The organism is Streptomyces flaveolus, from assembly GCF_000716535.1.
Classification (GTDB): Bacteria; Actinomycetota; Actinomycetes; order Streptomycetales; family Streptomycetaceae; genus Streptomyces; species Streptomyces flaveolus_A.
The window spans coordinates 61406-86384 of record NZ_JNWV01000036.1 but is presented as its reverse complement, the minus strand read 5'-3'; the positions used below and the strand labels follow the sequence as shown (position 1 = coordinate 86384).

Annotated in this window: 24 protein-coding genes; 13 read left to right on the top strand and 11 right to left on the bottom strand. The window is 70.6% G+C overall.

Translation table 11 applies throughout. The features are described 5' to 3' along the window. Window positions 1-137: 137 nt before the first annotated feature. The 4 genes from OO52_RS34015 to OO52_RS34000 are packed head-to-tail and all read right to left on the bottom strand — an operon-like array spanning window position 138 to window position 3959. On the bottom strand, window positions 138-1130 hold the full coding sequence (locus OO52_RS34015) for a 4,5-dihydroxyphthalate decarboxylase (RefSeq protein ID WP_030938932.1): 993 nt from the start codon (window positions 1128-1130) through the stop codon (window positions 138-140). A gap of 9 nt (window positions 1131-1139) precedes the next feature. Then, window positions 1140-2162, bottom strand: coding sequence for an amidohydrolase family protein (locus OO52_RS34010; protein ID WP_030938929.1), 1023 nt, complete (start codon window positions 2160-2162; stop codon window positions 1140-1142). After that, window positions 2152-2847, bottom strand: a complete 696-nt coding sequence (locus OO52_RS34005; protein WP_030938925.1) for a 4-carboxy-4-hydroxy-2-oxoadipate aldolase/oxaloacetate decarboxylase — start codon at window positions 2845-2847, stop codon at window positions 2152-2154. Before OO52_RS34005 ends, OO52_RS34010 begins: the two co-directional genes overlap by 11 nt. Beyond that, a complete protein-coding gene (locus tag OO52_RS34000) occupies window positions 2844-3959 on the bottom strand; it encodes a zinc-dependent alcohol dehydrogenase (RefSeq protein WP_030938922.1) in 1116 nt (371 codons plus the stop codon). Before OO52_RS34000 ends, OO52_RS34005 begins: the two co-directional genes overlap by 4 nt. 82 nt (window positions 3960-4041) lie before the next feature. On the opposite strand from OO52_RS34000, the gene OO52_RS33995 reads away from it, so the two are divergent. Both OO52_RS33995 and OO52_RS33990 read left to right on the top strand, forming a co-directional pair. After that, the gene (locus OO52_RS33995) at window positions 4042-4983 is read left to right on the top strand and encodes a hypothetical protein (RefSeq protein WP_030938919.1); all 942 of its coding nucleotides are present in this window, start codon (window positions 4042-4044) and stop codon (window positions 4981-4983) included. Between the two features lie 27 nt (window positions 4984-5010). Next, complete coding sequence (locus OO52_RS33990; RefSeq protein WP_196944117.1) at window positions 5011-5478, top strand: RpiB/LacA/LacB family sugar-phosphate isomerase; 468 nt, start codon at window positions 5011-5013, stop codon at window positions 5476-5478. Between the two features lie 79 nt (window positions 5479-5557). Here OO52_RS33990 and OO52_RS33985 read toward each other — a convergent pair whose 3' ends face one another. From OO52_RS33985 to OO52_RS33965, 5 genes are all read right to left on the bottom strand, one after another. Beyond that, window positions 5558-6412: an alpha/beta fold hydrolase gene (locus OO52_RS33985; RefSeq protein WP_030938914.1), complete on the bottom strand. Its 855-nt coding sequence runs from the start codon at window positions 6410-6412 to the stop codon at window positions 5558-5560. Between the two features lie 19 nt (window positions 6413-6431). Continuing rightward, window positions 6432-7265, bottom strand: a complete 834-nt coding sequence (locus OO52_RS33980) for a 3-methyl-2-oxobutanoate hydroxymethyltransferase (RefSeq protein WP_030938912.1) — start codon at window positions 7263-7265, stop codon at window positions 6432-6434. 12 nt (window positions 7266-7277) lie between these two features. Next, on the bottom strand, window positions 7278-7757 hold the full coding sequence (locus OO52_RS33975) for a hypothetical protein (RefSeq protein ID WP_030938909.1): 480 nt from the start codon (window positions 7755-7757) through the stop codon (window positions 7278-7280). 1 nt (window position 7758) lies between these two features. After that, window positions 7759-9045: a Rieske 2Fe-2S domain-containing protein gene (locus OO52_RS33970; protein ID WP_030938906.1), complete on the bottom strand. Its 1287-nt coding sequence runs from the start codon at window positions 9043-9045 to the stop codon at window positions 7759-7761. Window positions 9046-9114: 69 nt separating this feature from the next. Continuing rightward, on the bottom strand, window positions 9115-9429 hold the full coding sequence (locus tag OO52_RS33965; protein WP_307820431.1) for a 2Fe-2S iron-sulfur cluster-binding protein: 315 nt from the start codon (window positions 9427-9429) through the stop codon (window positions 9115-9117). A gap of 152 nt (window positions 9430-9581) precedes the next feature. Here OO52_RS33965 and OO52_RS33960 point away from each other — a divergent pair, with 152 nt between their 5' ends. The 10 genes from OO52_RS33960 (at window position 9582) to OO52_RS33915 (ending at window position 21937) form a co-directional block, all read left to right on the top strand. After that, a complete protein-coding gene (locus tag OO52_RS33960; protein WP_030938902.1) occupies window positions 9582-10346 on the top strand; it encodes a 2,3-bisphosphoglycerate-dependent phosphoglycerate mutase in 765 nt (254 codons plus the stop codon). 47 nt (window positions 10347-10393) lie between these two features. Beyond that, window positions 10394-11575: an ethanolamine ammonia lyase-activating protein gene (locus OO52_RS33955; protein ID WP_234317096.1), complete on the top strand. Its 1182-nt coding sequence runs from the start codon at window positions 10394-10396 to the stop codon at window positions 11573-11575. A 30-nt stretch (window positions 11576-11605) separates the two neighbouring features. Continuing rightward, window positions 11606-13180 (top strand): ethanolamine ammonia-lyase reactivating factor EutA, encoded by a 1575-nt coding sequence (locus OO52_RS33950; protein WP_030938898.1) that lies wholly within the window; start codon window positions 11606-11608, stop codon window positions 13178-13180. 290 nt (window positions 13181-13470) lie between these two features. After that, on the top strand, window positions 13471-14574 hold the full coding sequence (locus OO52_RS33945; protein WP_030938896.1) for an extracellular solute-binding protein: 1104 nt from the start codon (window positions 13471-13473) through the stop codon (window positions 14572-14574). A 41-nt stretch (window positions 14575-14615) separates the two neighbouring features. Next, entirely contained in the window at window positions 14616-15725 is a 1110-nt protein-coding gene (locus tag OO52_RS33940) for an extracellular solute-binding protein (protein ID WP_030938894.1), read from the top strand. A gap of 6 nt (window positions 15726-15731) precedes the next feature. Continuing rightward, the gene (locus tag OO52_RS33935) at window positions 15732-17531 is read left to right on the top strand and encodes an ABC transporter permease (protein ID WP_030938893.1); all 1800 of its coding nucleotides are present in this window, start codon (window positions 15732-15734) and stop codon (window positions 17529-17531) included. 18 nt (window positions 17532-17549) lie between these two features. Further along, window positions 17550-18686, top strand: coding sequence for an ABC transporter ATP-binding protein (locus OO52_RS33930; protein ID WP_030938891.1), 1137 nt, complete (start codon window positions 17550-17552; stop codon window positions 18684-18686). Between the two features lie 3 nt (window positions 18687-18689). Continuing rightward, window positions 18690-19919: an MFS transporter gene (locus tag OO52_RS33925; protein WP_030938889.1), complete on the top strand. Its 1230-nt coding sequence runs from the start codon at window positions 18690-18692 to the stop codon at window positions 19917-19919. A gap of 46 nt (window positions 19920-19965) precedes the next feature. Then, window positions 19966-21033: a cupin domain-containing protein gene (locus OO52_RS33920; protein WP_030938886.1), complete on the top strand. Its 1068-nt coding sequence runs from the start codon at window positions 19966-19968 to the stop codon at window positions 21031-21033. Between the two features lie 16 nt (window positions 21034-21049). Continuing rightward, window positions 21050-21937, top strand: a complete 888-nt coding sequence (locus tag OO52_RS33915; RefSeq protein ID WP_030938883.1) for an AAA family ATPase — start codon at window positions 21050-21052, stop codon at window positions 21935-21937. A gap of 65 nt (window positions 21938-22002) precedes the next feature. On the opposite strand, the gene OO52_RS33910 is transcribed toward OO52_RS33915, so the two are convergent. Then, the gene (locus OO52_RS33910) at window positions 22003-23013 is read right to left on the bottom strand and encodes a cupin domain-containing protein (RefSeq protein ID WP_030938880.1); all 1011 of its coding nucleotides are present in this window, start codon (window positions 23011-23013) and stop codon (window positions 22003-22005) included. 160 nt (window positions 23014-23173) lie between these two features. Continuing rightward, window positions 23174-23968, bottom strand: a complete 795-nt coding sequence (locus tag OO52_RS33905) for a FadR/GntR family transcriptional regulator (protein ID WP_030938876.1) — start codon at window positions 23966-23968, stop codon at window positions 23174-23176. 117 nt (window positions 23969-24085) lie between these two features. Here OO52_RS33905 and OO52_RS33900 point away from each other — a divergent pair, with 117 nt between their 5' ends. Continuing rightward, window positions 24086-24850, top strand: coding sequence for a class II aldolase/adducin family protein (locus OO52_RS33900; RefSeq protein WP_030938874.1), 765 nt, complete (start codon window positions 24086-24088; stop codon window positions 24848-24850). Window positions 24851-24979: the final 129 nt, after the last annotated feature.

Here is a 24979-nt window from a genome sequence, read left to right as displayed (position 1 = left end):
CCCGTACTTCCCCGCCAGGGAAGAGCTCATGGTGCCGTCTTCCCAGGCCACATCGCCATACCTTCGGGCTGCGTGGAGGCCGCGAGGAGCACGCCGCCGCCCACGTGGTAGGCGGGCGACGCGTGCCCGTGCGCCCGTCAGATGACCGCCGCCTCCAGCGACTCGGGGGCGAACAGTTCCTCGGGTTCCCACTGCCGCGCCGACAGCCCCTGCTCGTGGTGGTAGCGCAGGAACGTCGAGAGGGTCTTGCGGTTGCCCTCGACTCCGTAGGACCAGTAGTCCCGGCCCATCAGCTCACGTGCCTCCTCCAACTGGGGGGTCAGCCAGGGCAGCATGAACCGCAGGGCCGAGGTGTCGTAGAGGTTGTCGTACGCGGCCTCCTTGGCGGCCAGCAGCGCCTTGTACAGGGACTGCGCGACCCAGCGGTGGCGGTCGTAGACATCGCGGCGGATCACCACGACGTGCATGATCGGGAAGATGTCGGTCGCCGCGTAGTACTCCTTCTCCGCGGCGACGACGTCCGAAAAGACCCTGCGTACCCGCGGGTCCCCGGCGACGAAGGGGCTCGGTACACGAGGCGTGCACAGAGCGTCGATCCCGCCCTCGGCGAGCATCCGCGCCAGGGTGCGGTCCTCCGGGATGCGGCTGATGCGCAGGGAGTCCGGCAGGTCGACGCCCGCCTTCTCGATGCGTCCCGGGGTCTCCTGGCCTCCGGTGAAGTAGCTCACCGAGTCGAACGGCACGTCGTGGCGGTCGGCGAGAATGCCGCGCATCCACACGCAGGCGGTCAGCTGGTATTCAGGCGTGCCGATCCGCTTGCCCCGTAGGTCCTCCGGCGTGGAGATGCCGGAGTCGGCGTGGCAGTACAACGCCCCGTGCCGGAACATGCGCGAGGTGAAGACCGGGAGGGCCACGAAGGGCGAGGGGGCGGTGCGCAGGGACAGGACGTAGGAGGACAGGGACATCTCCGCCACCTCGAACTCCTGGTGGCGCATCATCCGGAAGAAGGTCTCCTCGACGGGCAGCCGCAGATACGTCAGGTCGATGCCGTCGGGGCGGACCGTGCCCTCTTCGAGGGCGCGCGTGCGGTCGTAGTCGCCGCAGGCGAAGGTGAGGGGGAGTCGGGCCATGGGTGTCGGTTACCTGCCTTCCGCCGTCAGTCGTGCGTCCAGGCGCGGGTACACGCGCCGGGCGTTGGCCTCGAAGACCTTGTGCCGCTGCTCGTCGGTGAGGCCGGCCCGGTCGACGTACTGCCGGGTGTCGTCCCAGGCGATGCCGGTCTCCGGGTCGACCCCGCGCACGGCGCCCAGCATCTCCGAGGCGAACAGGATGTTGTCCTCCCCCACCACGGTGTGCAGCAGGTCGATGCCCGGCTGGTGGTACACGCAGGTGTCGAAGAAGACGTTGTCCTTGAGGTGTTCGACGGGATCGGGGCGGCCCATCCGCACGGCGAGTCCGCGGTAGCGGCCCCAGTGGTACGGCACCGCCCCGCCGCCGTGCGGGATCACGAACCGCAGTGTGGGGAAGCGCGCGAAGAGGTCGCCCTCGACGAACTGCATGAACGCGGAGGTGTCCGCGTTGAGGTAATGGGCGCCCAGCGTGTGGAAGTTGGGATTGCAGGAGGTCGAGACGTGGATCATGGCTGGGACGTCCAGCTCGGCCATGGTCTCGTACAGGGGGAACCAGTACGGGTCCGTCAGCGGCGGCGTGTTCCATCGGCCGCCGGAGGGGTCCGGGTTGATGTTGCAGCCGACGAAGCCGAGGCTCTCCACGCAGCGGCGCAGTTCGGCGATCGCGTCGTCGAGCGGGCCGCCCGCGGTCTGGGGAAGCTGGCAGACGGCGGCGAAGTGCCGCGGGAACAGGCCGGCCACTCGGTACACGAGGTCGTTGCTCGCCCGGGCCCAGTCCCTGGCGGTGGCCGGGTCCGGCACATGGTGTTCCATGCCCGAGGCCTTCGGCGAGAAGAGCATGAGGTCGGCGCCGCGCTCCCGGAGCACCTTGAGCTGGTTGTTCTCGACGCTCTCGCGGAGTGCGTCGTCGCTGATGTCCGGCGGCTGCGGGGCGGGCAGCGAGGGGTCGGCGAGCCGGGCCAACTGGGCGTCGCGGAACGCCTGGAGCTGCGGTGGGGCCGTCGTGTAGTGGCCGTGGATGTCAATGATCACCGGTCGGCTCCTGGTCGACGTAGGTCAGGCCCTTCGCGGCCAGCCGCTCGCGCATGCTGTTGACGTCGAGGCTCAGCTCACCGCCGGCGTAGCGCTTGCGGACGACCGCCTCGCGCTCCTCGCGGGCCTGGGAGGCCGCGAGCACGGTGGCCGCCTCGTACCGGGGCACGACCACCACGCCGTCGTCGTCGGCGACGATCACGTCACCGGGGGCGATCCGCTGTCCGGCGCAGACGATCGGGGTGTTCACGTCGCCGAGGGTCTCCTTGACGGTACCGAAGGCGCTGATGTGCCGGGCCCACACGGGGAAGCCCATCTGCCGCAGTTCGGCGATGTCGCGGCAGCCGGCGTCGATGACCAGGCCGCGCACGCCGCGTGCGGCGACCGCGGTGGCGATCAGTTCGCCGAAGTAGCCGGCCGAGGAGGGGGAGGTGGGGGCGACGACGAGGACGTCGCCTTCCCGGCACTGCTCCACCGCGACGTGGAGCATCCAGTTGTCGGCGGGGGGCACGCTGACGGTGACGGCGGTGCCGGCGATGTGCGCGCCGGACCAGACGGGCCGCAGCGCTGGGTCGAGCAGCCCGGTGCGCGCCTGGGCCTCGTGGACGGTGGCGACGCCGAAGCCGGCGAGGGCGTCGACGATCTCGCGCTCGGCGCGGAGGTGGTTGCGGACGACGACGCTCATGCCGCCGCCCAGGGCAGCAGGGAGACGTGCACGGCGTCCTCGCCGCTCTCGCCGCCGACGGTGCGGATGGCCCGGTCGGCCTCGGCGAGCGGGAAGCTGTGGGTGCTCAGCTTCTCCAGCGGGAAGCGGCCCGACGCGAGCTGTTCCAGGGCCAGTTCGCAGGCGCGGTAGCTGTGGCCGCGGGCGCTCTTCAGCGCGACGGATTTCTCCGTGAGCTTCTTCAGGGGGAAGTCGGGGAAGGCTGCGAGCTCGCCCTGGACGACCATGGTGCCCTCGCGTCGCTTCAGCGCGTCGATCCCGAGCAGGACGGGTGCGGTGCCGGCGCCCGCGGTGCAGTCCAGAACGACGTCGACGCCGCGTCCGCCGGTGATCTCCAGGATGCGGGTGAGCGGGTCCTCCTGCGTCACGTCGATCACGTGGTCGGAGCCCAGCTCCCGGGCCAGGGACAGACGTGCGGCGTCCTTGGTGGTGCCGGTGACGATGATCAGGGAGGCACCGGCCTGCTTGCAGGCGACGACCTGGGACAGGCCCTGCTGGCCCGGACCCTGGATCAGCACGGTGGAGGCGTAGCCGACGCCCGCGGTGCCCAGGGCCCACTCGATGCCGTTCGACAACGGGGTGACCAGGCCGGCGAGTTCGGCCGAGACGCCGTCCGGCACGCGGTGCGTCACCGAGTTCCACGGCAGGTAGAGGTACTGCGCGAAACCACCCCACAGGTGGTACGGGTTGTTCGCCGAGGTGTAGCCGTAGCGGCGGGCGTCGGGATTGGTGCGCCAGTCGGTGGCCTCGCAGTGGCGGTACTCGCCCTGGTGGCACCACTCGCAGCGATAGCAGCCGACGTAGTGCTCGACGAAGACGCGGTCGCCCTCGGCGAGGCCCTTGCGCTCGGTGAAGGTGCGTCCGGCCCGGGCGATGACACCGACGTTCTCGTGCCCCATGATCACCGGGTCGGTGAAGGGCGGCTTGCCGTACATCTTCACGTCGGTGCCGCAGATCCCGGCGACCTCCACCTTCAGCAGGGCTCCGTCGTCGGGTATGTCCGGCATCGGGAACTCCCGCAGCTCGGTCCGGCCGGGCGCCACGCGCACCGCCGCCAGCACCTGTTCCGCCATGACTCGTCTCCTCAGATCGGGGTCTGTCCCACTGGGGCCACAGTCTATGGACGAATGGACTAACCATGCTACCTTTCGGTGCATGGTGATACCTCAGCTCAGGACAGTGACCCGCACCCAGGGCAACAACGAGGCACTGAAGACGGGGGCCGTGACGCCCCACGGCTTCCGGTTCGAGTTCGAGGAAGTACCGGTCCTCGTCCAGGCGTTCCGGCGGATGGTCCGCGGGCTGGAGTTCGACGTCAGCGAGATGGCGCTGACCACCTATCTGGTGGCGAAGGCGCACGGCGCCCGCTTCACGGCCGTGCCCACGTTCCTGGTGCGCGGCTTCCACCACGGCGCGATCTTCCACGACCCGGCTTCGGACGTGCGCGAGCCCGGGCACCTGGAGGGGCGGCGGGTCGGGGTCAGCCGCGGCTACACGGTCACCACGGGCGTGTGGGCGCGGGCGGTCCTGAGCGAGGAGTACGGCGTCGACCTCGACAAGGTGACGTGGGTGCTGTCGGGCGACGAGCACGTGGCCGAGTTCCGGCCGCCGGCGAACGTCGAACCGCTGGCTCCCGGACGCACGCTGGAGGAGTCACTCGTCGAGGGCGACCTCGCCGCGGTCATCGGGCCGAAGCCCGAGGCGCCGGCGCTGGCCCCGCTGATCCCCGACGCCGAGGAGGCCGGCTTCACCGCGCTGCGCGAGCACGGGCTCTACCCCATCAACCACCTCGTCGTGATCCGGGACGATCTCCTCGCCGAGCGCCCGGAGTTGGCGGCCGACGTGTTCGACGCCTTCGCGCGCGCCAAGCAGCTGTACGTGGACGGGCTGCGTGCCGGCGCCGGCAACTCCCCCACCGACCGCATGTACCGGCGGGTCATGGAGATCACGGATGCGGACCCGCTGCCGTACGGGATCGAGCCCAACCGGGCCGTGCTGGAGCGGCTCATGCGGCACGCCGTCGATCAGCGCATCCTCGATGGCCCCCTGCCGGTCGAGGAGTTGTTCGCCGAGACCACGCGCACGCTCACCGCCTGACCGCACCGCCTCTCGAAGGGACCCCGCATGCGCATCGCCATCGCCGCCGACCACAACGGCCTCGCGCTCAAGACCCGGCTGATCGAGTGGCTCACGGCCGGCGGGCACACCGTCGACGACCGGGGCAGCCACACCGAGGACACGGTCGACTATCCGCCGCTGTGCGCCGACGTCTGCCGGCAGGTGACCGGGGGCGGCGCGGACCGCGGCATCGTCCTTGGCGGCAGCGGTCTCGGCGAGACCGTCGCCTGCAACAAGGTCCGCGGGATCCGGGCCGGGCTCTGCCACGATCTGTGGAGCACCCGCATCTCCCGCGGCAACAACGACTCCAACGTCCTGGTGCTCGCCGCGAAGGTGATCACACCCGACGTGGCGGAGGAGATCGTCGAGACGTGGCTGACGACCCCGTTCAACGGGGGCGTGCACGCGCGGCGGGTGGCGCAGATCGCCGAGCTGGAACACTCCGAGCGTCAGGAGAGGTCTCCCCGGGCCTGAGCCGCGTCCCGCCGGGCACCCTTACAGCCGATCGCTCACAGGGGCGCGGCCGCGTTCCCTACCGCGGCCGCGCCCCTCTTCACTCCTGCCTCCGGGCGAGGAACTCCAGCACCCGTGCCGGCGCGGTCCCCGCCGTCTGTCCGGCCACCGGTACGTCCCAGTACTCCGTGTCCGGCAGGCACTCCTGCAGGTAGCGGGCGGCAGAGGGGGCGTGGGAGGTGTCCTGGCCCGGGACGATCAGGGCCGGCACGTCGAGGGCCAGGAGGTCCTCCGGCTCGGGGCCCGGGACCGTGTCACGGTCGAAGAGCAGGCGGGCCATGCCGGAGACGGTCGCGCGGTAGCGCACGGGGTCGGTGTGGGCGTACATCTCGGCGAACTCGGCGTCATGCCGGATCACCTGGGCCCAGGGGCCGACCCGCGGGTCCTTGGTGAAGCCCTCCTCCGTCTTCCTGGCGAGGGCCACGACCTCGGCCGGGCCGTGCTCGTCGACGTAGGCGAGATGACGTTCGAAGCGCTCGTGTTGCTTCATCCGGTACCTGACGCCGCCGGCCGGGGAGTACAGCACCATGCTCAGGACGCGCTCGGGGTGGGCCACCGCGACGGCCGCCGCCGTCGAGCAGCCCACGCAGCCGCCCATGAGGTGGGCGCGTTCGATGCCGAGGTGGTCGAGGAGCCCGACACCCTGACGGACGTAGTCGGACCAGGAGACGCGTTCCAGCCGGCCGCCCGAGCGACCCGACTCGCGCCGGTCGAAGGTGATGCAGGTGAACTTCTCCGTCAACTGGTCCAGGAGACGCAGGCGGCGGTAGACGCCCACCGTGCGCCAGCCCTCAAGGCTCGAGTCGAACCCGCCGGGCGAGAACATCAGCAGGGGCGGACCCGAGCCCGCGACCTCGTAGCGTGTGGTGATGGCGTCGATGACGGCCGTGGGCACGGTCGTGCTCCCTTCGTGATCAGGTCGCCGGCGGGACGGGAACACCGCCGGCGACCTGGCGTGCGGCCCGCACGTCCGCCGCGTAGGCGGTGATCGCGTCGAGCGTGATCCGGGCGACGTTGGCATAGGTCTCCGGCGGATCGTCGAGGGACGAGGCCGCGTAGCCGATGGCGGCGTGGGCCATGCGCATCCGCCCGTCGAGCCAGGGGCCGCCGCCGAAGCCGCCGATCACCGGGACGGAGACGGCCCGGGCGACGGCGGCGCCCACCACGGGGCCGGAGTTGGTGAAGTTCAGCAGCACCGCGCCGGCCTCCTCCAGCCGCTTGGCCTCGGCGACCATGGCGTCCAGCATCGCCACCGGCACCTGGTCGGCGGAGGAGGGGACGGCCCGGTACTCGACGCCGTAGCGCAGCGCGGTCTGCGGGGTGATGCCGAACTGAGCGAAGACCGGGATGCCGGCACGGGTGATGGCCTCGACGGCCTCGGGGAAGTCGGCGGCGGCGTCCAGCTTGACCAGGTCGACACCGGCCTCCTTGACGAACCGCACCGCCGCCCTGACCGCGTCGGCGGTGCCTTGCTGCAGCGGGCCGAAGGGGAAGTCGACGCTGACCAGAGCCCGTTCGACACCGCGCCGCACCGCCCGGGCGACGACGACCATCTCGTCCATCGTCACCTCGAAGGGGTGGGAGTGTCCCCACAGGTTCACTCCCACCGTGTCGCCGACGGACACGAGATCGACTCCGGCCCGGTCCACGATGCGGGCGATCTGGTAGTCCCAGGCGACGACGCCGACGATCTTGCGGCCTTCGTCCTTCATCCGCTGCAGAGCGCGCAGCGTGACCTTGTCGGACATGTGCCGGGCCTCCTAAACCCTCAGCGCCGTGAGCAGTTCGAAGCAGTCGCTCTCGTCGGCCGAGAGCAGCAGCACCCGGGCGTAGGGACGCAGCGCGGCGACCGCGTCGTCCGCCTCGAAGCCGTCGCCCAGGACCACGCCCGCGGTGGTGATGCCCCGCCGGCCGCAGATCCGGCCGATCGCGGCCGCGGCCGCCCAGCCGCCGTCCTCGGTGGCGAGGACGACGACCACGTCGGTGCCGGTGAGCACCTCCTCCAGCGGGGCTGGCTCGCCGTCGAGCTCGTGCAGCAGGGCAGCGCCCTGACTGGTGTAGAAGCGGGCGTGGGCCCAGGGCCGTTCGGCCAGGCGGCGGGCGACGGCCGCCGCCCTCTCGTCCAACGCGACGACGCGGGCGGCGCGGGCCGGGCGGATCGGCACGTCGATCCGGAACCGGGCCTCGCTCGCCGAGGCCGCGCGGGCGCTCTCGCTCAACTGCGGGGTGGCCGTCGTCATGTCACACCGAGGCCTGCGGAACGCCGGGCGTGACCTTGACCGCGTCGCGGCAGGAGTCGAGGAAGGACTCGGCCACCGGCAGCACGACCGCCGCGGAACGCACCCGGTGGTGCTCGGGGTTCACGCCGGGCGGGGTCACGCCCTCGTCGCGCAGCGCGATGGCGGCCTTGCGCAGCTTCTGGCGGGCCTTGATGATCCCGCTGTCGGCGGGTACCAGCCGCTCCTTGGTACGGTCGACGATGGGGCCCATGCTCTCCTGCAGCGAGGCGTCCTGCATCGCGATGCCGGCGACACCGGAGTAGGTCTCGCCGCGCTTCTGCGCCTCACGGTCGATCAGGTAGTCGTTGTCCATGTTGGCCACCGGCCGGTAGGTGCCCGGGATGTTCTTGCTGTGGACGCCGTGACCGTCGATCATCGCCTGCCGCTCCGCTTCGGTGAGGGCGCGCACGGGGTGGTAGTCGAAGGAGTACGTCCAGCAGTTCTCGTCGTCGATCGGCACCCAGAAGTGACCGTGCACGGGGTGGTCGCCGCGCGGCGGGACCATGGTGAACGCCGGCATCACATAGGGCGTGATCCGCCAGTAGTACTTGCCTTCCTCGGCGTTGCGCCGGGCGCCCACGAAGAGCCCGCCGTCGCTGTCGGCGACCTCGAAGAAGGGCTTGGTGTCGTTCATGTTGTACTCGTTGCCCTTGGCGCCCCGGAACAGCGGGTCGGTCTTCAGGCCGCCGGAGTGCAGGAAGGTGACGTGGCTGGAGTCGATGCCGCCCTCGAAGGCCTGCAGCCAGTTGCACTGCTGCCAGCGCTTGGAGGTGTAGGTCTGCTCCGGCGGGACGTGCAGCCACTCGAACTCGGGCAGCGGGGGCTGGGTGGCCGCGTCGCCCATGTAGGTCCACAGCACGTCGCCGATCTTCACCAGCGGGTAGGAGGTCAGCTGGACGTTCTGGCAGAAGCTGCTGTTGTCGGCCTCCGAAGGCACCTCGATGCACTGGCCGGTGACGTCGTACTTCCAGCCGTGGTAGGGGCAGCGCAGGCCGGAGCCCTCGTTGCGGCCGAACCAGAGGGAGGCGCCGCGGTGGGCGCAGAACTCGTCGACCAGGCCGTAGCGGCCCTCGCTGTCGCGGAAGGCCACCATGCGCTCCGACAGCAGCTTGACGCGCACGGGCGGGCAGTCGTTCTCCGGGAGCTCCTCGGCCAGCAGCGCGGGAATCCAGTACTGCCGGAACAACTCGCCCATCGGCGTTCCCGGGCCGGTCTGGGTGAGCAATTCGTTGATGTCTTTTCGAAGCACAGCCGTTTCCCTTTCAGGTACTGACCCGCGGCCGGGTCGTGGGCGTCGGTGCTGAGCGGGGCGCTGCGGTCAGGGCTGCTCCGGAGGGATCTCGACGGTCAGGCCGGCGAGTTCCTGGGTGACGCGGATCTGGCAGGACAGCCGACTCGTGTCGCGCCGTTCGGCCACGGCGAGGTCGAGGAGGTCCTCCTCCATCTCGCCCGGAGGCCCCACGAGGGAGGCGAACTCCTCGCGCACCCAGACGTGGCAGGTGGCGCAGGACTGGTTGCCGCCGCATTCGGCGACGATCCCGGGAACACCGTTCTTCACCGCGGCCGTCATGACCGAGTCCCCGACCGTCGCATCGACGGTGTACTCGGGACCGTCACTGCCGACGAAGATCACCTTGGGCAAGGTCCCTGTTTCCTCTCGCGATCGGTGGATGCCACTGCGGACGGGCAGGCCGCGCGGGCCACCTCCCATCCAGTGGTCTGTCCATTAGACCAGATGCTGAGAACGCCGAACAAGAGACGTGACACGGGCGCACAATCGGCGGCATGCCAACGCTGATCCTTCTGCGCCACGGCGAGAGCGCATGGAACTCGAGGAATCTGTTCACGGGCTGGATCGACGTGGACCTCACCGCCCGCGGCGAGCAACAGGCCCGCGACAGCGGACGGTTGCTGCGCTCCGCGGGTCTGCTGCCGGAGTCGGTGCACACCTCGCTCCTGACCCGTGCCGTGCGCACCGCCTCCCTGACCACGGAGGCCGCCGGCCGGCCGCAGGTCCCGGTCGCCCGGAGCTGGCGGCTCAACGAGCGGCACTACGGCGCCCTGCAAGGCCGCGAGAAGAGCGAGACACTGCGGGAGTTCGGTGAGGAGCGCTTCCGTCTGTGGCGCCGCTCGTACGACGGGGCGCCGCCGCCGGTACCGGACGGGGGCGCCGGGGACGTGGCGAGCGACCCTCGCTACGCGGGCCTGCCCCGCGACCTCCTGCCCCGCACCGAGTCGCTGGCGGACGTCACCGCCCGGCTGCTGCCGTACTGGCACGACGCCGTCGTACCGGACCTGCGGGCGGGCCGTACCGTACTGGTCGTCGCGCACAGCAACTCGCTGCGGGCCCTGGTCGCCCACCTCGACCGGCTGAGCCGCGAGGAACTGCTGGAGCTGAACATCCCGACGGGCATGCCCCTGCGTTACGACCTGGGCGAGGACCTGACGCCGCGCGTGCGCGGCGGACGGTACCTCGATCCGCACACCGCCGCCGAAGCCGCGGCGGAGGTGGCCGATCAGGGCCGCAGACGACTCGGCACGACTCGTTGACGGCCATCAGGGGTGGCCTTATGGTTCTACCAATCCACCCCCTGTGTATGTCAGCACATGCCGTGCTGAACGAGCCGACCAGGAAGGGCCACCGCATGGCCAAGGATGCGATCGTCAACGACACCCTGGCGGCGAAGTTCGCCACCGAGAAGGAATCCCCCTACACCCGCTGGGTGGCCGCCGAAGGCCTGGACATCATCGCCGCCCATTACGTACCCGACCTGCGCACGGTCGAGCTGAAGCCGTGGGAACGGCGCGGTGGCCGGGGCGTGTTCATCAACCACGAGGCCACCCGCACCTCCAACGACTGCTACGTCTGCGAGATCCCGGCCGGCGGCAAGCTCGCCCCGCAGCGGCAGCTGTTCGAGGAGATGATCCTCGTCCTGGAGGGGCAGGGCTCGACCAAGGTCTGGAACGACGCCGGCGCCGAGGTCAGCTTCGAATGGCAGGCCGGCTCGATCTTCGCCATCCCGCTCAACGCCCACCACCAGCACTTCAACGGCTCCGGCCGGAAGGCGGCCCGCTTCGTCTCCTCGACGAACATGCCTCCGGTCATCAACCTCTACGGTGACCCCGACTTCGTCTTCGACACCCCGAGGGACTTCCCGGACCGCTTCAACGGCGAGCCCGACTATTTCTCCCCCAAGGGCGAGCAGAAGGGTCTGCTGCTCGACACGAACTTCGTCGCCGACGCGGTCAACCTGCCGCTGGTCGAAGCGAAGGAGCGCGGTGCCGGCGGCGGCCACATCCGGTTCGCCATGGCCAAGGGCTCGATGAACAGCCACATCTCGCAGTTCCCGACCGCCACGTACAAGAAGGGGCACCGGCACGGGCCGGGCGCCCACGTCATCATCCTCTCCGGCGAGGGGTACAGCCTGATGTGGCCGGAGGGCGAGGAGCCCCGCCGCTACGAGTGGGGTCCCGGCACGCTGATCGTGCCGCCGAACATGTGGTTCCACCAGCACTTCAACACCGGCACCGAGCCCAGCCGTTATCTGGCCTTCAAGCACGAGGTGGTCTCCGTCCGCAACGCCCAGGGCGTGCCGAAGGCCTGGATCAGCAAGCGGATCGGCGGCGACCAGATCGACTACGCCGACGAATCGCCGTATGTCCGCGAGACCTTCCGCGAGGCGCTGGCCAAGCACGGCATGGAGCCGCGCATGGACGCCGTCTACGAGGCGGAGCTGGCCACGCTCCCGCCGCTGCCGGAGCAGCCCGCCGGCGTCTGATTGCTGCCACGTCCGGGAAGGAGCGGGACTGTGCCGCACACCGAAGGACACGACCACGACGACGGAGCGCGCACGGTTCACTCGGCGTACCTCCCCGACCACGACCACCTGCACGACGACGAGGACTACGGGGCACTGGAGGACAACCCGATCTGGCAGCAGGACAACGTCACGCTGCACAGCGTCGGCATGGACATCGGCTCCTCCGGCACCCAGGTGGTCTTCTCGCGCCTGCATCTGCGGCGCATCGGCGAGGACCTGACGAGCCGCTACCTCGTGGTGCGGCGCGAGACCCTGCACCGCTCCCCGGTGGAACTCACCCCGTACGCCGACGACGAGCACATCGACGCGCCGGCGCTCGGCTCCATCATCGACACCGCCTACCACGCGGCGGGCGTCGAACCGGCCGACGTGGACACCGGCGTGGTGATCCTCACCGGCGAGGCGTTGCGCCGCCGCAACGCCGAGACCATCGCGGGCGTACTCGCGGAACGCGGCGGCGAGCTGGTGAACGCGAGCGCCGGCCACCACATGGAGGCGATGCTCGCGGCCTACGGGTCGGGGGCCGCGCAGGCGTCGTACGAGAGCGGGCGGCGCATCCTCAACGTCGACATCGGCGGCGGCACCACCAAGCTCGCCGTCCTCGACCAGGGGCGGGTCGCCGCGACCGCGGCCATCCACATCGGCGGACGCCTCCAGGTGGTCGACGACACGGGCCGGATCGTCCGGCTCGACCCGGCCGGCGGTGAACACGCCGCCCGCGCCGGGTTCACCTGGAAGACCGGCTCCACCGTCACCGGCGAGGAACTGACGACGGTGGCCGAGTCGATGGCGGACGCGCTGGTCGAGGCCGTCACCGGCGATCCGCCGGCCGCCCCCGTCCGGGACCTGTACCTCACCGACCCGCTCCCGGACCTCGGACCCGTCGACGGGGTGATGTTCTCGGGCGGGGTCGCGGAGTACGTCTACGGCCGCGAGGACACCGACTTCGGGGACCTGGGCCGCCGGCTGGGCCGCGCGCTGCGCCGGCGGGTCGACTCCGGCGCGCTCCCGTATCCGCTGCTGCCGGCGGGCGAGTGCATCCGGGCCACGGCGCTCGGCGCCTCGGAGTACAGCGTCCAGCTCAGCGGCAACACCGGATGCGTCTCCGACCCGGACGCGCTGCTGCCGCGCCGCAATCTGCAGGTCCTGCGGCCGGTTCACGAGCTCGGGGAGGTGGTGGACGCGGAGGCGGTCGAAGCGGCGATCCGCCGGCACCTGGTCGCCCTCGACGTCGCGCAGACCGGTGCGGACATCGCCCTCGCCCTGTCGTGGAGCGGACCGCCCAGCTACGAGCGGCTGCTGCCCTTCGCCCGCGGCATCAGGGACGCCGTGGCCGAGCGGACGGCCGAGGGGCGGCCGCTGTACATCGTCCTCGACGGGGACGTGGCGATGACCCTCGGCAGGCTGCTGCGCGAGGAGCTGGACGTCACGGGCGGCCTGCTCGTCATCGACGGCCTGAGCCTGCGGGACTTCGACTACGTCGACATCGGCCGGGTGCGTTTACCGTCCCGCACGGTACCGGTGACGATCAAGTCGCTCGTCTTCGGCCAGGACCCGCGCTGAGCGGACCCCGCGCGGCCGAAAGGGCGCCCGTTCCAGACCCTCGGCCCGGTCCCGCGGATCATCGGCCCCCGGAAGTAACAATAGAGCAAAGCTCTGATCCGATGGTTAGACCATAAGACCTATCTTGCTGTTTCATGCAGGGAACCCGACATGGTCGGACGCGATCCGCAAAGCGTTCACCGGCCGCCCGACGACGCTCCCCCTCCCCCACCGGCGCGGCCGCGTTCCCCCCACACTCTGTGCTCTTCCGTCCGCACCCAGAGCCGTTCGCCTCGTCCAAGGAGTGTGCGATGCGTCAAGGTGCCCTCCCCGCCGTCCTGCTGGCCGCAGGCCTCGTCCTCACCGGCTGCGGCGCCTCCCCCACCACCGGCGCCACCGGTTCCGTCCCCGCGAAGAACCCCTACGCCCCCTACGAGTCGCTCACCGGCAGCGAGCGCACGGACAAGCTGCTGGCCGACGCCAGGAGCGAGGGGGGCACGCTCGACCTCTACACCTCCAACACCGACATCCAGGACCTGGTCGACGCGTTCCAGAAGGCCTACCCCGGCATCAAGGTCCACGCCTTCCGGGCCAACTCGGAGACGGTCCTGCAGCGGGCGGTCCAGGAGAACGACGCGAACAAGCCGCAGAACGACGTCATGGACACCAACGACCTCGAACTGCGGGCCCTGGACTCCCAGCATCTGCTCCACGCCTACCGGGGGCCGGCCGAGGCGGGCCTGAAGGACACCGCGAAGCACCTCGGCGGCTGGACGGCCGAACGCTTCAACGCCTTCGTCGTCGGCTGGAACACCGACGAGGTCACGAAGGGCGAGGAGCCCACCGACTTCGCCGGCTTCGCCGACCCCAAGTGGAAGGGCAAACTCTCCGTCGAGGTCGGCGACTGGGACTGGTACGCCTCGATGCACACCTACCTGACCGAGAAGAAGGGGATGTCCGACGCCCAGGCGGACGCCCTGTTCAAGAAGATCGCCTCCAACGTCAAGGTCGTCAAGGGTCACACGGTGCAGGGCGAACTGCTCAGCGCCGGGCAGTTCGCCGTGGCCCTGTCCGTCTACAGTCACACCGTGGACAAGGCCGCGAAGAAGGGCGCGCCGGTCGCCTGGCGGCCCGCCGTCGAGCCGGTGATCCTGCGCCCCAACGGCGTGGCCCTGATGGCCCGCGCCCGCCACCCCGCGGCCGCACTGCTGTGGACCGACTGGGTCCTCGGCCCGGGCCAGAAGGTCATCGCCGAGTCGCAGCGCATCCCCGCGGCCCAGCACGTGCCCGGCTACGAGGACCCGATTCCGCCCGGCACCCTCACCTACAGCCTGTCGGCGACAGCCGAGACCGACACCAAGAAATGGAACGCCGCCTACGACGCGCTGCTGCGCGGCGTCCCCGCGGCGGGCTGACCGCACACCCCCTATCGCATCTCTCTCCAGGAGAGCACCGCATGAGCACCCGTAACCCCACTCTCGCCGTGGCCGTGCTGCTGGTCGCGGCCGTCACCACCGGATGCGGCGGTGCCGTCACCACCGCGTCCAACACCAAGGCCAGCGGCGTCTACGCGCAGATAGCCGGCCTTCCCAAGGACCAACAGCGCGCCAAGGCGCAGGAGCTCGCCAAGAAGGAGGGCGGCACGCTCTCCCTCTACACCTCGATGACCGCGGACATCGCGACGCCGGTCGCGAGCGCCTTCGAGAAGAAGTACGGCATCCATGTCAGCGTCTTCCGCGGCAACTCGGAGACCGTGCTCCAGCGGGCCATGCAGGAGGCCCAGGCCGGCAAGGCCGGCGCCGACGCGGTGGAGACCAACTTCCTGGAGATGACCGCCCTCTCCGACAACGGCATCCTCGCCGACTTCAACGGCACGGCCCTCGACAAGGTGGAGCCCACCGGCAAGTTCGAGCACTGGACGGCCAGTCGCTTCAACGTCTTCCAGCCCGCCTGGAACACCGACCTGATCAAGCCGGGCGACGAGCCGCACAGCTGGGAGGACCTGGCGCTGCCCAAGTACAAGGGCAGGCTGACTCTCGAGGTCAGCGACAGCGACTGGTTCGAGAACGTCACCAAGTACTGGCTCGGCCACGGCAAGACGCAGGCCGAGGTCGACAAGCTGTGGAAGGACATCGCCGCCAACGCCAAGGTGGCCAAGGGCCACACGACGATGATGCAGTTCCTCACCGCGGGCCAGACGCCCATGGAGGCGATGAACTACACGTACATCACGGACCGCGCCGCCGCGCAGGGCGCCCCCGTGACCCACCTGCCCAAGAGCGGCACGTCGTCGATCCCCGCCTTCGGCCGGCCCAACGGCGTCGGCATGATCAAGGACGCCATGCACCCGGCCGCCGCCTGGCTGTTCTACGACTGGCTGCTCACCGACGGCCAGGAGGAGCTGGTGAAGCTCGGGCTGACCCCGTCGACGAAGGTCCCCGGCGACAAGAGCCTGCGCGGCATCACGCTGGTGCCCTTCGACGTCGAGGGCCTGAGCAAGGACAACGGCAGCTGGGACAAGAAGTACGACGCGCTGCTGCGCGGTGTCGCGTCCGCAGGGAAGTGACGGCCGATGACCCTCCTGCCCACCTCCACCACCTTCCGCGGCGACGGTCCGGGCCCGGCTCCGGTGCCCGACCCGGCCGACGGCGCCCGCCCCGGCAGGCTCGCCCGGCTGGTGCGGCGCCCGCTGTCCCTCCAGGGGCTGCTGGTCGGCGGCGCCGTCGTCATCGTCGGCTACCTCGCGATCGTGCCGCTCGGATACCTCATCCACGACACCTTCCTGAGCGCCGACGGCAACGGCGTCTCCCTCGGGGCCTTCTCGCGGGCCTACGGCGGCAACTCGCAGTCCGGCGAGATGATGCTCAACTCGCTCGGCTTCGCGTTCGGTTCGGCCGCCCTGGCGCTCGTGCTCGGCACCACCCTGGCCTACATCCAGGTGCGCACCGACACCCCGTTCAAGGCGCTGTTCTTCGCCGCATCGCTGGTACCACTGATCGTCCCCGGCATTCTGTACGCCACCTCGTGGATCTTCCTCGGCGACCCCTCCAGCGGCCTGCTCAACGCCCTTGTCTTCCAGCCCCTGTTCGGCTCCTCGCCCATCAACATCTACAGCGTGTGGGGCATGATCTGGGTGCAAGGACTGCATCTCGCGCCGGTCGCGTTCCTGCTGATGGTCGCCGCCTTCCGCGCGATGGACCCCTCGCTGGAGGAGTCCGCCGCCATGTCGGGCGCGAGCCGGCTCACCGTGCTGCGCCGCGTCACGGTCCCGCTGCTGCGGCCCGCCATGATCTCGGCGGCGCTGCTGATGTTCGTGCAGTCCCTGGAGAGCTTCGAGGTGCCCGGCCTGCTCGGACTGCAGAACGGCATCTACGTCTTCACCAGCCGGATCTACTTCGTCCTGCGTGCCTACCCCGTCGACTACGGAGCAGCCGGCGCCTACGCCATCGGCCTGCTCGTCATCGCCGCCCTCGGCGTGCTGCTCTCGGCGTGGCTGCAACGCTCCTCGCGCAACTTCCAGACCGTGACCGGCAAGGCCTTCCGGCCCCGCCCGGTCGAACTCGGCCGCGCCCGGCCCTTCGTCGGCGCGGGAGTGATCCTCTACTTCCTGCTCACCGTCGTCCTGCCGGTCGCCGTCCTCGTCTACGCCTCCCTGCTCAAGTACTACGCGGCGCCGTCGCGCAAGACGATCAGCCAGATGACCCTGGACAACTACCGCACGGTCCTGAACATGCCGCTGGCGTTCACGGCACTGAAGAACTCGCTGATCGTGGGGCTGGGCGCGGCCACCGCGGTGATGATCCTGACCTCGATCGTGTCCTGGGTGGTGCTGCGCACCAAGGCGCCCGGCCGGCGGGTACTGGACCTGCTCGCCTTCACGCCGATCGTCATCCCAGGGCTCGTCCTGGGCCTCGCGCTGTCGTTCGTCTACCTGCGGATGCCGCTGCCGATCTACGGCACGCTGCTGATCCTGCTGGTGTCGTACTGCACGCGCTACCTGCCCTACGGCATGCGCTACGCGTCCTCGGCGATGGCGCAGATGTCCCCGGAGCTGGAGGAGTCGGCCGCGGTGTCGGGCGCCTCCTGGTTCCAGACCTTCCGGCGCGTGGTGCTGCCGCTGATGAGCGGCGGCATCCTGGCCGGCTGGGTCTACATCCTCGTCGTGTCCTTCCGCGAGCTGTCGAGCACGATCCTGCTGTACAGCCCCGGCAAGGAGGTGCTGTCGGTGCTGATCTGGGAGCAGTTCGAGAACGGCCAGTTCACCACCCTGGCCGCCCTGGGCGTCCTGATGGTCGTCCTGCTCGTCGTGCTGGTCTCCGTCGCCTACCGGCTGGGCGCCCGCTTCGGGCTGCAGAACGACTCCGCGAACTAACCGAAGGAACCATCAGCGATGTTGACGGTCGAATCCCTCAAGAAGAGTTACGACGACGCGTCGGGACGCAGGTCGAAGCGCGGTTCCGCGGCGGGCACACGGGTGTACGCCGTGGGCGGGGTCGACTTCGAGGTCCACGACGGCGAGCTGTTCACGCTGCTCGGCCCTTCCGGCTGCGGCAAGACCACGACCCTGCGCTCCGTCGCGGGCCTCGAACGCCCCACGGAGGGGCGGGTGACGCTCGGCGGGCGGGTCCTGTACGACCACAGCCAGGGCATCAACATGCGGGCCAGCCGGCGCGGACTCGGCATGGTCTTCCAGTCGTACGCCATCTGGCCGCACATGTCGGTCTTCAAGAACGTCTCCTTTCCGCTGGAGGTGCTGCCCCGCGCCAAGCGCCCGGACCGCAAGGAGATCGAGGACCGCGTCGGGCAGGTCCTCGACGTCATCGAGCTCGGCGCCTACGCCTCCCGGCCCGCCACTAAGCTCTCCGGCGGGCAGCAGCAGCGTCTCGCCCTGGCCCGCGCCCTGGTGACCCGGCCCGAGCTGATGCTGCTCGACGAGCCGCTGTCCAACCTGGACGCCAAGCTGCGCGAGACCATGCGCTTCGAACTCAAGCGGTTGCAGCGCGAGTTGAGCCTCACGGCGATCTACGTGACGCACGACCAGTCCGAGGCGCTGGTGATGTCCAACCGGATCGCGGTGATGAACCAGGGCCGCATCGAGCAGATCGGCAAGCCCCGCGAGATCTACACCAAGCCGGCCACCCGTTTCGTCGCCGAGTTCATCGGCACCTCGAACTTCATGGAGGCCAAGGTCGTCAGGGTCAAGGGCGACGAGGTGCACGCCGACACCGCGCACGGCCCGATGGTGGCACGCGGGGTGGAGAGGGCGCCCGGCATCGGGGATTCTGTGCTGATCTCGATCCGGCCCGAGTGCGTCGACCTGTCCCGCGAGCGGCGCGGCGACGTGCCCAACGAGTGGGCGGGCACGGTCCTCACCCGCGCCTTCATGGGTGACGTCGTCGACCACATCGTGGGCGTGGGCGACCTGGAGATCCGCAACCGCTCCAACCCCAACCTCTCGATCCCGCCCGGGACCGAGGTCCACTTCAGCGTCGCCCCGGACAAGGTGACGCTGGTCCCGGTCGACTGAGCGATGGCCATACCCCAGGTACTGCGCGATCGTGACTTCACCCTCTACTGGGGCGGCGTCGTCCTCTCCCAGATCGGGACCCGGGGCGCCGTCGCCGCCAACCTCTACCAGGTCTACCAGCTCACGGGCTCCACGGCCCAGGTGGGCCTGGTCGGCCTCGCCCAGGCGGTCGCCCTGCTGGTGCTGTCACCGGCCGGCGGGATCCACGCCGACCGCCTGGACCGACGCCGCCTGCTGCAGGTCACGCAGGCCCTCGCCCTGCTGGTGTCGGCCGGACTGGCCACGATCACGCTCGCCGGCGCGGCCACGGTGTGGACGGTCGTCGTCTCCTCGCTGCTCACGACGGCGGCGGCGACCTTCGACCAGCCCGCCCGCCAGGCCCTGATCCCGGCGATGGTGCCCCGAGAACGCCTCGTCGACGCGTTCGCCCTGCTCAACCCCTCGCGTGAACTGGCCGTCCTGGTGGGACCGGCGTGTGCGGGCCTTCTGATCGCGGTCGGCGGGCCCGGCGCCGTCTACGTCTTCGACGCCGTCACCTACGCCGTCCTCGTCGTCGCCCTGGCCTTGCTGCGCGTCCCGCCGCTGGTCGCCGGCACCGAACGGGGGTCGCTGCTGGAGAGCCTGCGGGAGGGCGTGCGCTACGTCGCCCGCCGGCCCGTGGTCTGGCAGTTGATGGGCCTGGACATGACGGCCACGGTGTTCGGCGCCTACCGGGTGCTGCTGCCGGCCTTCGCCGCCGACGTCCTGCACGTCGGCGCCACCGGCTACGGCCTGCTGTCCGCGGCACCCTCGGCCGGGGCCCTGATCGGCTCGGTGTGGGTCTTCCGGCTGGTGCGCACGGCCCGTGCCGGGTGGATCGTGCTGTGGGGAACGGCCGCGTACGGCCTGGCCGTGGTGGGCCTGGCGCAGGCGCGCGTGTTCGCCGTCGCGATCGTCATGGCCCTCCTGCTGGGCGCCTCGGACGCGGTCGCGACCACCGTCCGCCATGCCGCCGTGCAGGTCGAGACCCCCGACGAGCTGCGCGGCCGGGTCTCGGCGATCTACCAGATGTGCTCGCGGGGCGGCCCCGCGATCGGCGACTCGGTGATGGGTCTGTTCGCGGGCGCCGTCGGCCCGATCGCGGCGCTGACCGCGGGCGGGCTGGTCCCCGCCGCCGTGTCCGCGGCGAGCGCGCTGCGCAGCCGCACCGTCCGCGAGTACAGCGTGCCCCGGCCGGAGCCCGCCACCCCCTGACCCTCCGCCCGCACTCCCCGCTCACTCACGCATGTTGGGAGCCGTCTTGAGTACGCACACCACCACCGAAGTCACCCACTACCACGTCCAGAAACGCCGACGAGCCGCGTTCATCGAGGAGTGGCGCAACAACCACCGCACGATCGTCGCCCTCGAGGACGTCGTGATGCACCCGACCGACCGCGGCAGCCGCGTCGGCGTCTACGTCGGCGCCGACGGCGACCGGCCGACCCGCACGATGGACGCCCTCGCCCACGAGATCGACCCGGGGACGACGACCACCCTGCACCGCCACTCGTGGGACGCCATGGTGTTCGTGGTGGCCGGCTGGGGCTGGACCGAGATCGACGGCAAGCGCATCGAGTGGGGCCCCGGCGACTCGCTGCACCTGCCGGCCTGGTCCTGGCACCGCAGCGGCAACGACGGCGACGCTCCGACCCGTTACCTCACCTTCTCCAGCGCGCCGCTGCTGGAGACGATGGGTATGGCCGTGATCGAGGACGCCGGTCACACCCCGGTCTCCGAACTGCCGCCGCGTCCCGCCTTCTCCCCCGGCCGCGACGGCGCCGACCCGTACGCCAACCGGCTGCGACGGCTCGCTCGCGACCAGGAGGCCCGCCGCTCGGGCCGGCTGCACACCAGCTGGGACGAGCTCGAACTGCGCAACACCCCGCGCGGCACCCGCACCACCTTCCTGCTCGACCGCGCCATCGGCTACCAGGCGTCCGGCATCACGATGGCGATGTTCGAGATCGGCCCGGGCCGTGCCCAGTCGATGCACCGGCATCCGGGCGAGGCCTGGCTGTACGTCGTCGAGGGCTCCGGCGAGAGCTATCTGGGCACCGAGCCGGAGGGCGGCGAGCGCCACCCGTGGAAGAAGGGCGACATCATCGTCGTCGACCACTTCCTGTGGCACCAGCACATCAACTCCCACCCGGAGCGGACCGCGAAGGTGGTCCGCATCCATATGTTCGACAGCCTGCTGGAGACGATGCGGGCCCTGTGCGATCCGCTGGTGCTCTTCGAGGAGCCGCCGGACCACATCCGCGACGCGCAGGCCGGCGACCCCACGACGATCCAGTGGCCGGCGCTGACGCGCCCCACGTGGCCGTGAACGGGGGCCGGAAGCGGTGAGCGAGGCACTGCCGCACGGCGTCGCCGGGATGCACGCGCTGCCCGCCGACCACCACGACGGGCCGTGGGACTCCGTGATCGTCGAACCCCGGTTGAAGGAGAGGCTGTTGGCGACCGCTGTCCTCGTGCTGCGGCACGGGCGGCGGCTCGGGGGCTCGGCGGTCGCGCCGCACGGTCTGGTGGTGCTGGCGGGGCCGCCGGGCACGGGGAAGACCACGCTGGCCCAGGGACTCGCGCAGGCGGCGGCGCGCACGCTGGCCCCGCACGGATCGACCACGCTCGTCGAGGTCGATCCGCACGCCTTCCCCAGCGAGATGCTCGGCGAGAGCCAGCGCTCGGTCTCCCGGCTGTTCCGCGAGACCCTGCCCGAGCTGGCCGCGCGCCGTCCGCACACGATCGTCCTCGTCGACGAGGTCGAGGCGCTCGCCGTGAGGCGGCACTCGGCCTCGTTCGACACCAATCCGGTGGACGTGCACCGGGCCACGGACGCCGTGCTCAGCGGCCTGGACGCGCTGCGGGCCGAGCGTCCCGGCACGCTGCTCGTGGTGACGACGAACTTCGCCGAGGCCGTCGACGAGGCGTTCCTGTCCCGGGCAGATCTCGTCGTGCGGACCGAGCTGCCCGACGATGCGGTCGTCCCGCGGATCGTCGCCGACTCGCTGCGCGATCTGGCCGCGCAGTGGCCCGAACTGGCCCCGCTGGCCGAAGACGAGGCCGTGCACCGGCGCGTGGGCAAGCTGCTCCACGGCCTGGATGGGCGGCGTATCCGCAAGACCGTGCACGGGGCGCTCGCCCTGCGTCTGGAGACGGCGCGCGAGCCGGCGCTGCTGAGCCTCGACGACCTCGTCGCGGCCGCCGAGGAGGCCGCCGCGGAACGGCCCTGACGTGACCGGAAACGGTTCGGCCCCACACGCCCTCGGACGGGTGTGGGGCCGAAGTCGTAGGCCTGTCAGGCGTTCTGCGCCGACTCGTACTCGGGCGCGTCCTCCATGAAGTGCACCGTGTCGTAGCCGAGGTGCTTGAAGACACGGTTCTGCGCCGACAGCGCCCGGAGGGGGGTGCCGTCGTGGGCGAAGAGCTGGCAGACGTGGTTCTGCGGCACGTACAGCGTGTCGCCCTTGGTGATCTCGTGCCGGGTGGGCTCCTTGGCGATGCGCGCGTAGTACTTCTCGGCGATCTCGGCCTCGACCTCCCACTGCAGGGCGTAACCGCCGCCGTCGAGGACGTAGAAGACCTCGTCGGCCATCTTCCAGTACTTGCCTGAGCGGCTGCCGGCCGGGATGTCGAGCTCGAAGGCATCGATGGAGAAGATGCGGGCGTCGGTGCGTTCCGGCGAGGACATCACGCGGACGCGGCCGAGCGGGGTGTTCTCCCAGGTGGTGTCGGCCACGCCGATGACCTTCTTGCGGTTCTCGACGCCGGGCGTCCAGATCCGCGACCAGTCCTCGCGCGGCCCGAACTCCGCCTCGCGCTCGACGGGTCCGCTGCGCCCCTGCTGCAGCAGGCCCATGAACATCCAGGTGCTCTTGGCCTTCACCACGAGGGCGGTCGCGGTCTCGTCGTAGGGGTTGAAGTGGCGGTGCACGGAGTCGGTGTGGACGAAGACGAGGTCGTCCCTGGTCCAGTCGTAGCGCTGGTCGTCGTGGATCTCGTAGCCGCGCCCCTGGAGGATGTAGAAGGCCGCCTCGTTCTGGTGGCCGTGCCCGTGGTTGCTGGACTGCGGCGGCAGTTCCACGAAGTGGACCTGGATGGTCTGGGTGAGGAACTCCTCGTCACCGGGGCCGACCCGCCACCACGTCCGGGACTTCTCGCTGTCGCCCGAGTGCGCCACCTTCGCGTCGTCGACGACCACCGAGTCGTCGCGCACCCGCTTGACGGCCAGCTGCCGGCGGCGGAACTCCCCGAGCCCGTAGGTCTCCGAGGTCAGGCCGCGGACGAAGACGCGTCCCTTCTTGCCCATGGTGCCTCCTGTGAGGGGCGAAGCCCTCTTCGATGACCGATGGATGCCTGCTGGTGCATGCCTGCGTCACTGAATGACTGATGGTCTAACCATAATGCCTTACTGCGAGACACAAAAGAGTCCCGGACCCCACGCGGTCCGGGACTCGATCAGTTGCGGATCACTCGGCTCCGGCTCGCTTGCCGGCGCCACCACCCTTCACGCGCGACGCGGTGCGCCGGATGTGCGTCCGCATGATCTGCGAGGCGGCCTCGACGTCACGGGCGGCCACGGCGTCCACGAACTTGCGGTGCTCCTTGGAGCCGTGCTGCCCCATCTGCGGCTCGACGCTCTGCGCCTCGCGCAGGCTCATCAGCAGGGGACCGTGGAAGGACCGGACGAGCATCTCGATCGCGGTGTTGTGCGTGCATGCCGCGACGCGGGTGTGGAATTCGGCGGACATCTCCATGTCGTACTCGCCCTGCTTGACCGCCTCGGCATGCTCGTCACACAGCGCGCGCAGCTCCTCGATGTCCTCGTCGGTCGCGCGCTCCACGACCAACGGCACGATGCCGAGTTCGAAGACGAGTCGCGCCTCGGTCACCTCGGCCGCGGTCAGCGGCGACAGCGACAGCAGGTCGGCGAGACCCTCACCCACACGCTCCGACGAGGGCTCGGTCACGAACGCGCCGCCGCGGGCACCGAGCCGGATCTCGACCAGCCCGGCGGCCTCCAGGCTCCGCAGGGCTTCGCGCACGGTCACCCGGCTGACACCGAACTGCACGCACAGCTCGCGTTCACTGGGGAGCCGGTCACCCGGCTGCAGGCGCCGCTCTTTCAGCAGCAGCCGGATCTGCTCGACGATCAGCTGGGAAACACGACTGGAGGAGACCGCCTTGAACAGGCCGTCCGGTTGGGCGGCCTTCTTGGCGGTGGTCGTCTCGTCGGTCTGAGGCTGACTCGGTCGCGATGGCATACGCGCATTGTCCCATGGTCAGAGGGTTCGTTGACGTCATACTACGTAATGGATTAAAGTCATACCATCAGTCCAGTCGCGTGACAGGTGACTCCAGGTGAGGAGATCGACGCGGCCATGAGATCCCCCCAAGACTCGCGTGACGCACTGCGCGAGCACATCGCGCTGGCCTGTCGCGTCCTCGCCGTGACCGGACTCGTCGAGCACATCCTCGGCCACGTCAGTGCACGCACCGGTCCGGAGACACTCCTCGTCCGCGGGCGCGGCCCCGAGGAGCGGGGACTCGCCTTCACCGTCGTCGAAGACGTACAGGAAGTGACGCTCGACGGAGAGGGCGACCTGCCGCCGGGCTGGCGAGCGCCGGGAGAACTGCCGATCCACAGCGAGGTGTTGCGGGCCCGCCCGGAGGTCACGGCCGTCGTGCACGCGCATCCGCCCGCGGTGGTCGCCGCCTCCGTGGCCGAACTGCCCTGGATCCCGCTCATCGGCTCCTACGACATCCCCGCCGCCCGCCTGGCCCACGAGGGCATCCCCGTCTGGCCCCGCTCCGCGCTGATCCGCCGCCGCGACCTGGGCGAGCAGATGGCGGCCGCACTCGGAGACCGTCCCGTGGCCGTCCTGCGCGGGCACGGTCTGGTCGCCGTCGGCACCGGCGACCCGGCCCACGCGGTCGCGCAGGCCGTCACCCGAGCCCTGGCGGTCGACTCCCTGGCCCGCACCACCCTCGCCGTCGCCGCCACAGGCGCACCCCTCCGCCCGGTCCCCGACGACGACATCGCGGAGTTGCCCGACCTGGGACCGGCGTTCAACGTGTCGGCGATGTGGCGCCATCTCGCCGCCCGGGTGGCGCACGAGGGCCCGGACACTCCCCTGCACGGCTGACCCGCCGCGCATCCCGGGTTCACGCCGGTACGACCGCGGCTGCCGGGCCGGACGGGGGCGGCGCCGCGTGCGGACCGGCGGCCGGCGGCACGGCGCCCGGCCGGTCGCCGCTCGGCAGCGGGTCGCCGT

Bases quoted from the DNA above. Each gene is read 5' to 3' on its own strand.
- OO52_RS33940 (WP_030938894.1), top strand. From the start codon at position 14,616: ATGAGCACCCGTAACCCCACTCTCGCCGTGGCCGTGCTGCTGGTCGCG.
- OO52_RS34015 (WP_030938932.1), bottom strand. From the start codon at position 1,130: ATGGCCCGACTCCCCCTCACCTTCGCCTGCGGCGACTACGACCGCACG.
- OO52_RS33995 (WP_030938919.1), top strand. From the start codon at position 4,042: ATGGTGATACCTCAGCTCAGGACAGTGACCCGCACCCAGGGCAACAAC.
- OO52_RS33955 (WP_234317096.1), top strand. From the start codon at position 10,394: ATGTCAGCACATGCCGTGCTGAACGAGCCGACCAGGAAGGGCCACCGC.
- OO52_RS33990 (WP_196944117.1), top strand. From the start codon at position 5,011: ATGCGCATCGCCATCGCCGCCGACCACAACGGCCTCGCGCTCAAGACC.
- OO52_RS33975 (WP_030938909.1), bottom strand. From the start codon at position 7,757: ATGACGACGGCCACCCCGCAGTTGAGCGAGAGCGCCCGCGCGGCCTCG.
- OO52_RS33935 (WP_030938893.1), top strand. From the start codon at position 15,732: ATGACCCTCCTGCCCACCTCCACCACCTTCCGCGGCGACGGTCCGGGC.
- OO52_RS33910 (WP_030938880.1), bottom strand. From the start codon at position 23,013: ATGGGCAAGAAGGGACGCGTCTTCGTCCGCGGCCTGACCTCGGAGACC.
- OO52_RS33945 (WP_030938896.1), top strand. From the start codon at position 13,471: ATGCGTCAAGGTGCCCTCCCCGCCGTCCTGCTGGCCGCAGGCCTCGTC.
- OO52_RS33905 (WP_030938876.1), bottom strand. From the start codon at position 23,968: ATGCCATCGCGACCGAGTCAGCCTCAGACCGACGAGACGACCACCGCC.
- OO52_RS33980 (WP_030938912.1), bottom strand. From the start codon at position 7,265: ATGTCCGACAAGGTCACGCTGCGCGCTCTGCAGCGGATGAAGGACGAA.
- OO52_RS33925 (WP_030938889.1), top strand. From the start codon at position 18,690: ATGGCCATACCCCAGGTACTGCGCGATCGTGACTTCACCCTCTACTGG.
- OO52_RS33960 (WP_030938902.1), top strand. From the start codon at position 9,582: ATGCCAACGCTGATCCTTCTGCGCCACGGCGAGAGCGCATGGAACTCG.
- OO52_RS34000 (WP_030938922.1), bottom strand. From the start codon at position 3,959: ATGGCGGAACAGGTGCTGGCGGCGGTGCGCGTGGCGCCCGGCCGGACC.
- OO52_RS33930 (WP_030938891.1), top strand. From the start codon at position 17,550: ATGTTGACGGTCGAATCCCTCAAGAAGAGTTACGACGACGCGTCGGGA.
- OO52_RS34005 (WP_030938925.1), bottom strand. From the start codon at position 2,847: ATGAGCGTCGTCGTCCGCAACCACCTCCGCGCCGAGCGCGAGATCGTC.
- OO52_RS33900 (WP_030938874.1), top strand. From the start codon at position 24,086: ATGAGATCCCCCCAAGACTCGCGTGACGCACTGCGCGAGCACATCGCG.